Origin of the sequence: Pantoea sp. EABMAA-21 (assembly GCF_030053335.1) — a bacterium.
In the GTDB taxonomy this organism is placed as follows: domain Bacteria; phylum Pseudomonadota; class Gammaproteobacteria; order Enterobacterales; family Enterobacteriaceae; genus Pantoea; species Pantoea communis.
Genome location: NZ_JASGBX010000004.1, coordinates 43,087 through 56,078, shown reverse-complemented (window position 1 = coordinate 56,078; position 12,992 = coordinate 43,087). Strand labels below are relative to the sequence as shown.

General features: G+C 51.0%; 16 protein-coding genes. 9 read left to right on the top strand and 7 right to left on the bottom strand.

Features of this window, described 5'->3' with window-relative positions:
• Nucleotides 1-13 precede the first annotated feature (13 nt).
• Entirely contained in the window at nt 14-685 is a 672-nt protein-coding gene (locus QMZ65_RS07470) for a DUF3313 domain-containing protein (RefSeq protein WP_097119099.1), read from the top strand.
• 63 nt (nt 686-748) lie between these two features.
• Here the strand turns inward: QMZ65_RS07470 and yajD are convergent, their stop codons facing one another.
• Complete coding sequence (gene yajD / locus QMZ65_RS07465; RefSeq protein WP_034824111.1) at nt 749-1,096, bottom strand: HNH nuclease YajD; 348 nt, start codon at nt 1,094-1,096, stop codon at nt 749-751.
• Nucleotides 1,097-1,451: 355 nt separating this feature from the next.
• Between yajD and QMZ65_RS07460 the strand changes: the two genes are divergently transcribed.
• The 3 genes from QMZ65_RS07460 to QMZ65_RS07450 all read left to right on the top strand — a co-directional run bounded on the left by QMZ65_RS07460 (nt 1,452) and on the right by QMZ65_RS07450 (nt 2,766).
• Entirely contained in the window at nt 1,452-1,721 is a 270-nt protein-coding gene (locus QMZ65_RS07460) for a hypothetical protein (RefSeq protein ID WP_283215707.1), read from the top strand.
• A gap of 60 nt (nt 1,722-1,781) precedes the next feature.
• A complete protein-coding gene (locus tag QMZ65_RS07455; protein WP_045815627.1) occupies nt 1,782-2,132 on the top strand; it encodes a DUF1304 domain-containing protein in 351 nt (116 codons plus the stop codon).
• Between the two features lie 94 nt (nt 2,133-2,226).
• On the top strand, nt 2,227-2,766 hold the full coding sequence (locus QMZ65_RS07450; RefSeq protein ID WP_097119098.1) for a DUF2058 domain-containing protein: 540 nt from the start codon (nt 2,227-2,229) through the stop codon (nt 2,764-2,766).
• A 15-nt stretch (nt 2,767-2,781) separates the two neighbouring features.
• On the opposite strand, the gene QMZ65_RS07445 is transcribed toward QMZ65_RS07450, so the two are convergent.
• The gene (locus tag QMZ65_RS07445; protein ID WP_283215706.1) at nt 2,782-3,480 is read right to left on the bottom strand and encodes an RluA family pseudouridine synthase; all 699 of its coding nucleotides are present in this window, start codon (nt 3,478-3,480) and stop codon (nt 2,782-2,784) included.
• Between the two features lie 208 nt (nt 3,481-3,688).
• Between QMZ65_RS07445 and QMZ65_RS07440 the strand changes: the two genes are divergently transcribed.
• Both QMZ65_RS07440 and QMZ65_RS07435 read left to right on the top strand, forming a co-directional pair.
• Entirely contained in the window at nt 3,689-4,165 is a 477-nt protein-coding gene (locus tag QMZ65_RS07440) for a cold-shock protein (RefSeq protein WP_034824130.1), read from the top strand.
• A gap of 13 nt (nt 4,166-4,178) precedes the next feature.
• The gene (locus QMZ65_RS07435) at nt 4,179-4,424 is read left to right on the top strand and encodes a DUF2543 family protein (protein ID WP_058960931.1); all 246 of its coding nucleotides are present in this window, start codon (nt 4,179-4,181) and stop codon (nt 4,422-4,424) included.
• An 81-nt stretch (nt 4,425-4,505) separates the two neighbouring features.
• Here the strand turns inward: QMZ65_RS07435 and QMZ65_RS07430 are convergent, their stop codons facing one another.
• The 3 genes from QMZ65_RS07430 to QMZ65_RS07420 all read right to left on the bottom strand — a co-directional run bounded on the left by QMZ65_RS07430 (nt 4,506) and on the right by QMZ65_RS07420 (nt 7,837).
• Entirely contained in the window at nt 4,506-5,228 is a 723-nt protein-coding gene (locus tag QMZ65_RS07430) for a GntR family transcriptional regulator (protein WP_283215705.1), read from the bottom strand.
• A 203-nt stretch (nt 5,229-5,431) separates the two neighbouring features.
• Entirely contained in the window at nt 5,432-6,928 is a 1,497-nt protein-coding gene (locus QMZ65_RS07425; RefSeq protein WP_283215704.1) for an aldehyde dehydrogenase, read from the bottom strand.
• 9 nt (nt 6,929-6,937) lie between these two features.
• Nucleotides 6,938-7,837, bottom strand: coding sequence for a dihydrodipicolinate synthase family protein (locus QMZ65_RS07420; RefSeq protein ID WP_283215852.1), 900 nt, complete (start codon nt 7,835-7,837; stop codon nt 6,938-6,940).
• 383 nt (nt 7,838-8,220) lie between these two features.
• On the opposite strand from QMZ65_RS07420, the gene yddG reads away from it, so the two are divergent.
• Both yddG and QMZ65_RS07410 read left to right on the top strand, forming a co-directional pair.
• Nucleotides 8,221-9,135: an aromatic amino acid DMT transporter YddG gene (gene yddG, locus QMZ65_RS07415; protein ID WP_283215703.1), complete on the top strand. Its 915-nt coding sequence runs from the start codon at nt 8,221-8,223 to the stop codon at nt 9,133-9,135.
• 294 nt (nt 9,136-9,429) lie between these two features.
• Nucleotides 9,430-10,806, top strand: a complete 1,377-nt coding sequence (locus QMZ65_RS07410; RefSeq protein ID WP_283215702.1) for an MFS transporter — start codon at nt 9,430-9,432, stop codon at nt 10,804-10,806.
• A gap of 23 nt (nt 10,807-10,829) precedes the next feature.
• On the opposite strand, the gene QMZ65_RS07405 is transcribed toward QMZ65_RS07410, so the two are convergent.
• Together QMZ65_RS07405 and QMZ65_RS07400 are read right to left on the bottom strand one after the other, a co-directional pair.
• A complete protein-coding gene (locus QMZ65_RS07405; RefSeq protein WP_097119092.1) occupies nt 10,830-11,858 on the bottom strand; it encodes a GlxA family transcriptional regulator in 1,029 nt (342 codons plus the stop codon).
• Nucleotide 11,859: 1 nt separating this feature from the next.
• Complete coding sequence (locus tag QMZ65_RS07400; RefSeq protein WP_097119091.1) at nt 11,860-12,324, bottom strand: MarR family winged helix-turn-helix transcriptional regulator; 465 nt, start codon at nt 12,322-12,324, stop codon at nt 11,860-11,862.
• Nucleotides 12,325-12,410: 86 nt separating this feature from the next.
• On the opposite strand from QMZ65_RS07400, the gene QMZ65_RS07395 reads away from it, so the two are divergent.
• Nucleotides 12,411-12,983 (top strand): non-oxidative hydroxyarylic acid decarboxylases subunit B, encoded by a 573-nt coding sequence (locus QMZ65_RS07395; RefSeq protein WP_283215701.1) that lies wholly within the window; start codon nt 12,411-12,413, stop codon nt 12,981-12,983.
• The last annotated feature ends 9 nt before the right edge of the window (nt 12,984-12,992 follow it).

Here is a 12,992-nt window from a genome sequence, read left to right as displayed (position 1 = left end):
GGAGAGTATCAAGATGAGTCGTTTGTTCAGCCCGTTGTGTCGTAGCCTTGTATTAGCGGCCGCTTTTGCCGCTGTCGGTTGTTCCTCTACCAGCCCGGTGAAATATGCTGGTATCGCGTCAGCATCACGCATGTCGCCGAATACGTCTGACGATAGCGATCGCATTCCCTTTCGTTATGCCGCTCCCGTAGACTGGAGCAAATATCGCAGCATCAGCATTGAACCGGTCGACATTTACAGCGGCAATGATGCGCAATTCAATGACTTGTCTGTGGATGATCGTCGTCAACTCGCTGAATATATGCGTAAGAAGTTTGAAGACGTGCTAGCGGAGAAATTCATCACCAATCCCCCTGCCGGGGCGGCTCCTGCGCTCAAATTGAAACTGACCCTGACCGGCGCCGATACCACGCCGCAAGTGATTGGTACATTCACAAAGTTTGATTTAGCCGGCGGCCCATACAATATCGTTCAGTCGGTACGTGGAGGACGTGGCTTGATGAGTGGCTACGTGAATTTCGCCGTGGAGGTGAAAGATGCGGCATCAAACGAACTCTTACTGGCGTACGTTGCGGAACAATATCCAAATGCGATGAACGTGGGTGCGACTTTTGGTTCACTTAGTGCAGCAGAGACAGGAATTGATAAAGGGGCTGAGCAACTTTTAGAGAAGTTACGCCAGTAAATCAAACGGTAAAGGCTGCCAGCCTCTGTTCGGCATGCTGGCAGCATCAATGATCAGTGCCGATTATTTCTTCTTATTTAACATCGATTTTAAATCAGCAAAGGGATTGTAGGTTGCTGCTTCTACATCGTTCTGTGCATCTTCACCGGCCACCACTCTGGTGCCGTACATGTCAGCTTCGGTGTACTTAGAGTGCTCATGGTCGTGACAAAAGAGACACAACAATTCCCAGTTACTGCCATCTTCCGGGTTGTTAGTATGATCGTGATCGATATGATGCACGGTGAGTTCACGCAGATTGGAGTAAACAAATTCACGTGAGCAGCGTCCACAAACCCAAGGATAGATTTTTAATGCTTTCTCACGGTAGCCGCTTTCCAGCCGTGCATAGTTTTTCGGGATCAGAGCCATTGCCAATGTTACCTGTTTCGCAGAGATATTCGGGTGTTAGTGCTGCCAATATAGCGCAAAACCTTCGCCAGGCGTGTGCTGATTTCGCCGTGCTGTTTCAGGGCTGCTGCAGTGAATGCTGATTAACCTCGAACAGTGCGATTAGATGGTCAGCGACTGCTCTGACACGTCTGGGAATGCGTCAAAACATCTGCGCTGAACTTCGCGGATTCAATAACAAATGTACCTCCTCGTCGCATGGTATTACTTGCCTAATAACGCAAGTCACATATTCATGAAAAAAACCTCTGACACCTTGGTACCTTTTCGTTCCTGCTGATAAATTGCCGTTACCTCTTTTGATAAGGAATATCGAATGCCTGAATATTGTTTTTATAAAAAAAGAAACCAGATCGTGGCGCTGCAAAAGTCAGACAATGTGAGAGCAACTCTGTTAACCCGTCAGGGATTCGAAAAACAGTTTGAAGAAGTCAGCGCGGCCGATGAAAAGGCAGCACTTTCTCGCTTTGAAGACATCCGTAAAGAAAAACGCATAGACCAGCACAATTTTCGGGCGGGGGCTATAACGATGCCGTTCATAGGGGTTTTAACCGCCATCACTAGCCTTTTTTTCCGCAAAAAATAACCGGCGCTAATCTGGCTTAAACTTTCTATACATCTAAAGAACACTCAATTAAGGAATTCCGTGTTAGCCAATATCCTTGTTGCTCTCGTCGCCGTGATTCATATCTACATTCTGGTGTTGGAGATGTTTCTGTGGGAGACGAAAACCGGCCGGAAAGCCTTCAAACTCAGCGTCGACTTTGCGCGCGAAACCCGAGTGCTGGCGGCCAATCAGGGCCTTTATAACGGTTTTCTGGCGGCAGGTTTACTCTGGGGGTTATGGCTGGGGGAAAACGGTGTGCCTGTCACTCTGTTTTTCCTCATCTGTGTGTTGATTGCCGGAATCTTCGGCGCGATGACCGCCAGTCGAAAAATTCTCTATGTGCAGGCCCTTCCCGCTCTGATTGCCTTGCTGGCATTACTCCTGCGCTGATACGACGATTTATCACGATCTCAAACCTCGCCGTGATCAGCCCTCGCATTACAGGTATAATCCGGCCAGGTTTTAACGGATTTTAGAGACGAAGATGACAAAACTCACCTTACAAGAGCAGATGCTCAAAGCTGGATTAGTTTCCACCAAGAAAATGGCCAAAGTGCAGCGCACTGCCAAGAAGTCTCGTGTGCAGGCACGTGAAGCGCGTGAAGCGGTGGAAGAGAATAAAAAAGCGCAAATTGAGCGTGATAAGCAGCTAAGTGAGCAGCAGAAGCAAGCCACTTTGTCCAAAGAGTACAAAGCACAGGTTAAGCAACTGATCGAAATGAACGCGATCACCATTGCCAAAGGGACGATTGATTTCAACTTCACCGATAGCAACCTAATTAAAAAGATCAGTGTGGATAAGACCACGCAAACACAGTTGATCAATGGCCGTCTGGCGATTGCGCGCCTGGCGGCGGATAGCAGTGGCGAAAGCAAATACGCGATTATTCCCGCCAGCGTGGCTGATAAAATTGCGCAGCGTGATGCAGATAGCATTGTATTGAACAGTGCATTGAGTCAGGAAGAGCAGGATGAAGACGATCCGTACGCGGACTTCAAAGTGCCGGATGATTTGATGTGGTAATACATGCCGCCCGTGTCAAAACGGGCTGGCATGACGCGCAGTGATGTTCTCCCCGCTAATGGGATGGACAAAATGCAATTCACTGGCGTGCAGCATCAGCCGGGGTGTTTTTTCCGTACCCGGCTGCAGTAACCCGCCATACAGATCACAGCCAAGAATCGGATGGCCCAATTGCTGGCAATGGATACGCAATTGATGGGTGCGGCCCGTCTCTGGCAATAGCTGCACCCGCGAAACCGGCAATATCACGCCATTATCCCCTTCACGAGTTAAGCGTTCTATTACCTGATAGCGCGAACGCGCAGGTTTCCCCGTCTCGGCACAAATCGACATCAACGGAAACAGCGCCGGGTCTTTTGCTATCGAGGCGTCAATCAACCCTTCATTATGGTTGAGATGTCCGCACAATAGCGCCGTGTAAATTTTAGTCACGCTGCGCTGGCTAAACTGCTGGCACAACAAGGCGTTGATCGCTTTGTTGCGCGCCACCACCATTAATCCGGATGTCCCGAAATCGAGGCGATGCACTAAGGTGCAGCCGGGGAATAACTTCACCAACCGGTGATGCACGGAATCCAGATTTTGCGGATTTTTACCTGAAAGGCTGAGCAGCCCCGTGGGTTTATCGATCAATACCAGATGCTCATCCTGATAGAGAATCGAGATCTCTTCAGAACACGGCGGAGCTATAAAAGTATCGATAATGGTGGACATCGGACTGCCAGGCTGAGAAGTGGGTGCGGATGATAACCAATTTTCAGCGGGCTGACGAATTTTGCCCTCTTCTCACAGGCTCGCGCTCGCACAGCAGAAATTTATCGTCCAGACTTACAGCAAAGGCGTAGTCTGCGCAGGCAATGTGCTTTACACTGCGCGCTGCAAAAAACTGATTAGATTAACGATTAAGTAGGCGGTAACGGCGATGAACGGAACGATCACAACCTGGTTTGAAGACAAAGGTTTTGGATTTATCAAAGATGAAAACGGAGACAACCGTTATTTCCATGTGATTAAGGTCGCCAACCCTGATCTGATTAAAAAAGACGCGGCAGTGACGTTCGAACCGACCACCAATAACAAAGGTTTATCGGCCTTTTCGGTGAAAGTGATACCGGACAGCAAATACATCTTTATCGCCGGTGAGCGTCTGAAGCTCACATCGATTAAATCCTTCGTGGTTTACAGTGAAGAAGAGCCGGTTGATACCCGCATTGATAAAGAAAACACCGTTCTGTCGGTGGGCCTTCTGATGAACAACATCAAACCCAAGACAGACGTTAAGCCTGATGAAATGCGCTCAGTAAAAAAACTGGCGGTGACCACTTTCCAGGGGACGACGCTGATCTTTACTGAAGATGAGATCGACATTGATGCCGCAGTGAAAATGCTCAAAGTTTAAAGGGGAGCTGATAATGAATAACAATATTCCACTGAAGTATTATGACATTGCTGAAGAATACGCGTCGGAATCTGAACACGATGTGAGCGAAGCAGAACTCGATGCACTGGCGCACTACTTCCAGCTGTTACTGACTCGTCTTAGCAATAACGAAGAGATTAGCGAAGAGTCGCAGCAAGAGATGGCCCGTGAAGCGGGTATTCAAGCGGTGCGAATCGATGAGATTGCTAACTTTTTGAATGAGTGGGGTAACGAGTAAGCCCTGTTGTTTAAAAATACTCTGCGCATTTCAAGGCGGCCATAAGGCCGCCTTATCGTATCAAAATCGACAACCCTGAAACTACAACTTATTCCCTTCCGGTGACTGCACCAGATCGTCTGCTTTTAATCCCTGCGGCGCGATAAAGATTTCCATATTTTCGCGTGACAGTTCCCAATGTTCGAACACCAGATCCACCACCTTCTGCTCATCTCGCGCTTCGATCGCGCTGATAAAGGCATCATGATGCTCGGCGGCTAGCTGCAGGCGGCGTTCCATGTCTTCATTTTGCGGGCGGAAAAAGGTGTGGCCGATGCGGCAATGGTCGATCAGTAAACGGCCCAGGCTGGGCTGTAAATAGGGATTGGCTGCCATCTCGCCCATGATCTCATGGAAACGATTGTTCTCCAGTGCCAGCGCTTCGGCATCACGCGTCTGCACCGCTTTACGGAAGCGCTTTTGCGTCTCTTTCAGCGATTTCAGCTGGGAAGGTTTAAAATTCTGTACCGCCAGGCGACCGGTAGCGGCGTAGATCATCGGTGCGACGAGGAAGAAATTGCGCAGTGTGGAATGGCTCATCGGGATGACGCGCACGCCGCGTTTTTCGACGATTTCTAAGTAACCCTCTCCTGCCAGTCGCTGGAAAACTTCACGCACAGGCGTGCGAGATAAACCGTATTGTCCCGTCAGGCTGGCTTCATCCAGCAACTCGTCTGGGTCCAGTTCCATGGTCAAAATTAGGCGTTTTAAATCTTCGTATAACGCTGCTTTTCCCGATCTCAAAGTGATCTCCTGTGATGACATTCCGCATGCAATTCCTGCTTAACCTACAGAAAAAGTGTGTATACAGCAAAAATAATTATGGGATATTTTTTGCATTCTGCGGTGGATCACAGAAAAGGGAATGATTATATTACAAGGAGTTACAGAAGAAAAATACGAGTCGTCATCTGCAGAGAATTATCCTATTTCCAGGGTATACCCGCCATCCGTGGCGGGCATTAAACTTACTCAGCAGGCACATCAATCCAGATGGTTTTCAGCTCGGTGTACTGATCAAGTGCGTACACCGATTTATCGCGTCCACCAAAACCAGACTGTTTATAGCCACCAAATGGCGTGGTTGCATCACCTTCACCGAAACAGTTGACCGTCACCGTTCCCGCGCGGACTGCACGTGATACGCGAATTGCACGGCTTAGTTTGCCAGTGTAAACCGATGCCGCCAGACCGTAATCAGTGTCATTTGCCAGTGCGATGGCTTCGGCTTCCGTTTTAAAGGTGGTGATACACAGCACCGGCCCAAAGATCTCCTCGCGGAACAGTGCGCTTTTCGGCGTCACGCCATCCACAATGGTCGGCTGCACGTAAATACCGCGATCGGTGAATCCGCCCTGAATGATGCGTAATCCTTCTTTGCGCGCGGTTTTCAGATAGTCACTGACTTTGCAGAAATGATCGGTGGTGATCATGGTACCCAGACGATTCTCTGGATCCAGCGGATTGCCCATACGCCATTCACCGATCTGCTCCGCGATCTCAGCGAGCAGTTTATCCTTAACACCTTCCTGCACCAGCAGTCGGGAAGTTGCAGAACAGTTTTCACCCATATTCCAGAATGCGCCGTTTAGCACATTGGCGGCAACGCTGGCCAGATCTTCGGCATCATCGAACACCAGCGCCGGGTTTTTCCCGCCGCATTCCAGCACAATCTTCTTCAGATTCGATTCCGCGGAATAGTGCAGGAAACGGCGTCCGGTCGCCGTTGAACCGGTGAAGCTCACCATATCAATATCAGGATGCAGGCCGATGGGTTCCCCCACCTCTTTCCCGGTACCGGTGACGATGTTGAGCACGCCGGCTGGAATACCCGCTTCATGCGCCAGTTCAGCCACGCGCAATGCCGTTAGCGAAGTTTGCTCCGCCGGCTTCACAATCACCGAGCAGCCAGCAGCCAGCGCTGGGCCGATTTTCCACGCCAGCATCAGCAGCGGGAAATTCCATGGCAGCACGCAGCCCACCACACCAATCGGCTCACGAACGATCATCGCCATCGCCCCGTTGCCGGTTGGCGCGGTCTGGTCGTACAGCTTGTCGATGGCTTCCGCATGCCAGCGAATCACGTGAATCGTCTCTGGCACGTCCACTGCCAGGCATTCGCTAACCGGTTTGCCGCTGTCGAGACTTTCCATTACCGCCAGTTGCGTGACTTCGTTTTCCAGCAAGTCAGCCAGCTTGAGTAATACGGCTTTGCGCTCGCCGGGATGAAGCTGGCTCCAGCTGCCTGACTCAAACGCGCTACGTGCGCCCTGTACCGCCAGGTTCACATCCGCGCTTTCACAAGCAGCGATGTGCGTCAGAATCTCACCCGTAGCAGGATTGGTGGTTTCCAGTGTTTTGCCGGAGACCGCCGCAGTAAAACGTCCGTTAATGAACGCCTGATCCGGGAACCGCAGTTCTCGCGCCACGTTCACCACATCGCTCAGCGTTTGTACCTGTTTCATGCGCACTCCTTAAAGCACTGCAACGGCTGCCACATTGCGTTTCACACCGTCGATCACGGCCTGCAACTGCGCTTTCTCTTCTTCTTCCAGTGCCTGCAGCGGTGCGCGCACCTGGCCTGCTTTCAGGCCTGCCAGTTCAGAACCGTATTTAATCGACTGCACAAATTTGCCGCCATCAAGGAAGTTCATCAGTGGCATCATCGCAGCCATGATCTTACGTCCTTTATCGAAATCTTTTTCCACGACGCAGGCGTTGTACAACGCGACGTGCTCACGTGGAATGAAGTTAGAGCCCGCACACACCCAGCTACGCGCGCCCCAGGCGAAGAACTCCAGCGCCTGATCATCCCAACCACAAGAAAGCGCGATGTTCGGGAATTGACAGGCCAGCAGATGCAGATTGTTGAAGTCGCCTGAACTCTCTTTAATCGCCACCACATTTTTCGAACGGCTCACTTCGCGGAAGTAAGTTTCTCCCATGGAGATGCCCATACGGCCCGGATAGTTGTACAGCATGATCGGCAACTGAGCGGCTTTGTCAACGGTCAGCGCATGGTGGGCGTTTTCCAGTTCAGTTGGCAGCGCATACGGCGGTGACGTCACCAGAATGGCATCGGCTTTATGCTCACGAGCGTGGGTTGCAAAAGCCACCGCGTCTTCAGTGCGAATAGCGCCGGTACCCACAATCAGTGGCAGACGGTTGCCAATCACTTTACGTGCATGTTCAACCAGAGACAGACGCTCTTCTGCGCTTTGTGCATAATACTCACCGGTTGATCCGCCGATGATAATGCCGTGCACGCGCGCTTCGATCAGCGATTCGAGGACGTTGGCGAACGCCGCGAAATCAATGCTGCCATCTGCTGCGTAAGGGGTAATTGCCGGGGTGTAGATACCTTCAAATGTCATCACGAAATCTCCAGGTGAATTCAGGACCAAATGCAACGCCGTATGGTTGCGTTTGTTAACAATTTGCATATCGCATGAAGAGAGGTCAATCGGGATAAGTTTTTTGTATACGTGAAAAATACAAAGGAAATACTATCAGATGGAACATTCCTACCAGGAATTAACTTATATTCACTATTAATCAACAATTTAAATTATTTTTAGTGACGTAATAATTTTCTAAATGAATTCAGATAACGATCACATTCCACAACTATCGTCCCCTTTGACGTATTTACACTGTGCGTCAGGCGGCATAGTTTTATGCTGGTTTTAACCTGAATTTAACAGGTAAGCTTGCACCGGCATTTCAGGTGAACATTGTGTAGAAGAGGTAGCGGGTGATGCCCCAAAAGAAAGCGACGCTCATAGGTTTGATTGCCATCCTGTTATGGAGCGCGATTGTTGGATTGATCAAAAGTGTTAGCGAAGGCTTCGGTCCGATCGCTGGGGCGGCGTTGATCTACAGCTGTAGTGCCATATTGCTGCTGTTCAGCGTGGGATTTCCCAACCTGAAAAAATTCCCCCGCCGTTATGTGATTATCGGCAGCGTGCTGTTTGTCTGCTACGAACTTTGCCTTTCGCTCTCACTCGGATTTACCCATAGCGGACGGCAAGCAATTGAAGTGGGCATGGTGAATTATCTATGGCCAAGTATGACGATTGTGCTGGCGGTGATTGTTAACCGGCAAAAAGTCAGCCCGCTGATTATTCCGGGCGTGATTTTAGCCGTGGCAGGAATATGTCGCGTACTGGGTGGCGATCAAGGGTTTTCGCTCAGTGAAATGACGAACAATATAATGGAAAACCCGTTAAGCTATGGTCTGGCATTTACCGGCGCAATCATTTGGGCCATTTATTGTGTGGTTACCAAAAGAATTGCCAACGGTAATAACGGTATTACGCTGTTCTTTGTTTTAACAGCATTAACATTATGGGTTAAATACCTCATTTCGCCGCAACCCGAATTTGCACCCTCTTTTAATACGTGGATTTCACTGGCGCTGGCGGCGATGGCGATGGGATTCGGTTACGCGGCGTGGAACGTCGGCATTTTGCATGGCAATGTAACGGTATTAGCCGCCGCGTCTTACTTTATCCCGATCATTTCGTCGATTTTAGCGGCCTTTATTCTCAGCTCGCACCTTATCCTGTCGTTTTGGCAAGGAACGGCGATGGTCAGTCTTGGGTCGTTAGTCTGCTGGTGGTCAACACGTACCGTGGTTACCAAAAGTGTCAGCAGTAAGATTTCTGAATAACACTTCGGGAGGCGTGGTCGCCTCCCGCAAAAAAGCCACATCAAAATGATAAAGCTCTCAGTTATATTTATCCGACTATCCTGCACCGGAGGAAATGATATATGAAACAATCCCGCTAGCGTTATCGATGCACTTCTTTTTTAATTTCTGTTCTGAATAACATTTTAATCACCGCTACAGGTTTATATTTATCTGGCGTCCTGATGATGTTAAGCACCCATCGCAGATTGTGCTTAATTCAGTCGCATTGGCGTAGTGAAGTTCCCTCACGCCGAAAAGAAACAGGAGTAAAACATGTCAAATAACATGTCTATTGAAGATGTTCCTATCAGCCGTTTCCACCGCTTATTAACGGTGCGCTCAGGCGGCGGCTCTTTCGTCGATGGCTATGTGCTCAGTATTATTGGTATAGCCATGACGAAAGTGTCGCCGGCCTTGGGTCTCAGCCCATTATGGGAAGGTCTGATTGCGGCTTCAGCCCTGATCGGGATTTTCTTTGGTGGCTTCATGGGTGGCGTACTGACCGATCGCCTGGGTCGCCGCATGATCTACTTCGTCGGCCCCACCCTCTTTATTGTCTGTTCGCTGGCGCAGTTTTGGGTACAAAGCGGAGAAACGCTCTTTGCCTTACGCTTTATGACGGGCGTCGCCGTGGGTATTGAATACCCGGTTGCTACCGCTTTTCTGGTTGAGTTTATGCCGAAGAAGTCGCGCGGCCCATGCCTCGCCACGCTCACCATTCTGTGGTTTGCCGGGGCGGCCACCGCGTATCTGGTGGGTGAAGCTTTGCTGAATTTTGGCGGTGTAGAAGCATGGCGTTATACGTTGGCGAGCACGGCAGTCATCGGCGCGCTGCTCTTCATTGTCAGAATGGGCACACCTGAATCACCGCGCTGGCTGATTAGCAAAGGACGACATCAGGAAGCAGAAGCCGTTATCCGCCGCGTCTATGGCGACCGCTTTAGTCTAAAGAACCTGCCCCCACAACCTGAAAACAATCACCTGTCATTCGGTAGCTTGCTGCATTCTGGCTATGGCAAACGCATGGCGTTTGTGACCATTTTCTGGACCTGCTCGGTTATTCCGGTGTTCGCCGTTTACGCCTTTGCACCCAAAGTTTTGCAGGCGCTACATCTCAGTGGTGACTGGGCATCTTACGGTTCCATCGCCATTACCTTGCTGTTCGTGGTGGGCTGCATGATCGGCACGCGTTTGGTGAACTCACTGGGACGCCGTAAGTTGTTGTTGCACAGTTTCTTGTGGTCAGGTCTGGCACTGCTGTTACTCGGTGCCTTGCGTGATGGCCCTTCAATGATCATCCTGCTGATGTTTGGTGCTTACGCCCTGTTTATCGGCGGCGCGCAGGTGCTGCAGCTGGTCTATCCAAATGAGATCTTCCCGACTGAAATTCGCGCCGGAGCCGTCGGCATTGGCACCTCAATGTCGCGCATTGGCGCGGCGGTTGGGACATATCTGGTACCGATCTCACTGCAAACCATCGGCATTGGTCCCACCATGTACATTGCTGCAGGCATTACGTTTATCGGCCTGATCGTGTCGTGGTTCCTGGCACCAGAAACCGCATCGCGCAATCTGGATGATGCGGCCTCACTGGAGGGAGAAAGCCCAGCGCCATCCGTTTCTGGCAAACTCTCTAAGCATTCGCACTAAGTAAAAAGGGGCCATTTCGGCCCCTACTCCTTAACCAATCTCTCCACCACACGCCGCCGTTTACGAAACGAGCTGGGCGTTTCGCCATACTGCTTACGGAACCAGGCAATCAAATGTGAAGCATCGGCAAATCCTGTCGCAGTGGCAATCGCATTGATGCTGTTGCTGGAGTCCGCCATCAACTTGCGCGCCAGCTCCAGCCGCATACGCCGCCAGTAGACAGCCGCCGAGTAGCCGGTGCATTTGGTGAAAATCAAATTGAGCTGGCGGAAAGTGACGCCTGCGAATTCGGCTACATCGGCCAGCGGAACCGGCGAATCGAGGTGATGTTTCATAAATTCGATGACCTTATTCACCAGCTCGTTTTCATACACATCCGGCTCGTTAAGCGTGTTCTTTTGCTGTGTCTTTTTGACCGGTGCAGCGGGCTCTTCCACCAGCAAATACTTTAAGACCTTCTGTGAACGCACCAGCCCACAATGCTGGCGGATCAGATCGGCAGCGAGATCGATCGCCGTGCCGCCGGGGCAGGAAATAATGCCACCATCCTTGATGTAGGTCTTGTCGATGACCGGGATCGCTTTCGGAAATCGCAGGCGAAATTCATCACGCGTGGTGAAATGAATGGCGCAATGCCGTCCATCCAGCAGGCCTGCGTTGCCAGCGACAAAGGCGCCGCTACATAGCGTGATGATGGGAATATTACGCGCATGTAAGTCGCGAAGTGCCTGTAACAGCCACGGTGGCGACTGGCGTGTTTCTTCCAGTAAGCCTCCCGCCACCACAAAGTAATCCCAGTTCTTGCTGAAATCGAGGTCAGCCGTAGGCGAAACCGGTAGTCCGCAGCTGGCTGTGATTGGCTGGTTATCACAAGTCATCCATTCCCAGCGACAAAAGATCTGGCGACTGGTAAACGATTCGTCTGCCGCAAAACGCAGTGACTCTACCAGCCCCGCGACGGAGGCCAGGGTAAAACTTTTCATCAGCAAAAAGCCGATGGTGAGATCCGGTTTCGGTTCGCCAGGTTGCTCGGCGAAAGCTGTTTGCGGCATGTTATTCAGGTTCCTGCAATCCACCCAGTTTGCTTAATAAGCGCTTCAGATCGGCGATATCCTGGCTGTCGAGGCCGGTGGTGATCATCTTCTCCGCGCTTTTTGCCTGCTCAATCATACGATTCAGCATCACTTCCCCTTCTGCGGTCATCGACACCAGTTTACGACGACGGTTGTTCACATCTGTCACTACATTCAGCAAACCGCTTTTATTCATTCGATCAATAACATAGGTGCCGGTGGCTTTATCAAACCCGGCACGCTGACCCAGCGTTTGCTGATCGCAGGCTGACTCCTCAGCCAATACCACCAGAATCGCGTACTGCACGGCTGACAGGCCGGTATCCACAGATTGAGACCAACAAAAAGTCGAGTGTTGTCCGGCACGCCGTACAAGGTGCATTAACGAACAATCGCCGTGCGGCCACAAGGGGGCGGCAAGAATTAAGTCAGGATTTTGTGACATCGGTGCACTTGACTCCTTAAATCGTCAAACTTATAGTTCGAACACAAACAGTTTGAACTTAAACTATACTGCAAAATGGATCACTTATGAAGCTTGTTGTAGGTATGACCGGCGCAACAGGTGCAGCAATCGGCGTACGCGTGCTGTCTGCGTTGCGTGAACTTGAAGTCGAAACCCATTTAGTCATCTCCAAATGGGCGCGCGCCACCATCCAAATGGAAACATCTTACAGTGTACAGGAGGTCGCTGCCCTCGCGACCAGGACTTACAGCGAACACGATCAAGCGGCGGCCATCTCCAGCGGATCATTTCGCGTGGATGGCATGATCGTGGTGCCGTGCAGCATGAAAACCCTGGCGGGTATCCGCAGCGGTTATGGCGATGGACTGATTACGCGCGCTGCTGACGTGACGCTCAAGGAGCAACGCAAGCTGGTGCTGGTGCCTCGCGAAGCGCCGCTCAACGCCATACACCTGGAAAACATGCTGGCGCTCACCCGCGCGGGCGCGTTGATGCTCCCGCCAATGCCTGCTTTCTACAACAACCCGCAGTCCGTTGACGACATCATTAACCACACTGTTTCTCGCATTCTTGATCAGTTCGGCCTTGATAACGACATTACCCATCGCTGGACGGGTCCACGTTATACCCTGGCTTAAGGAGAGCCT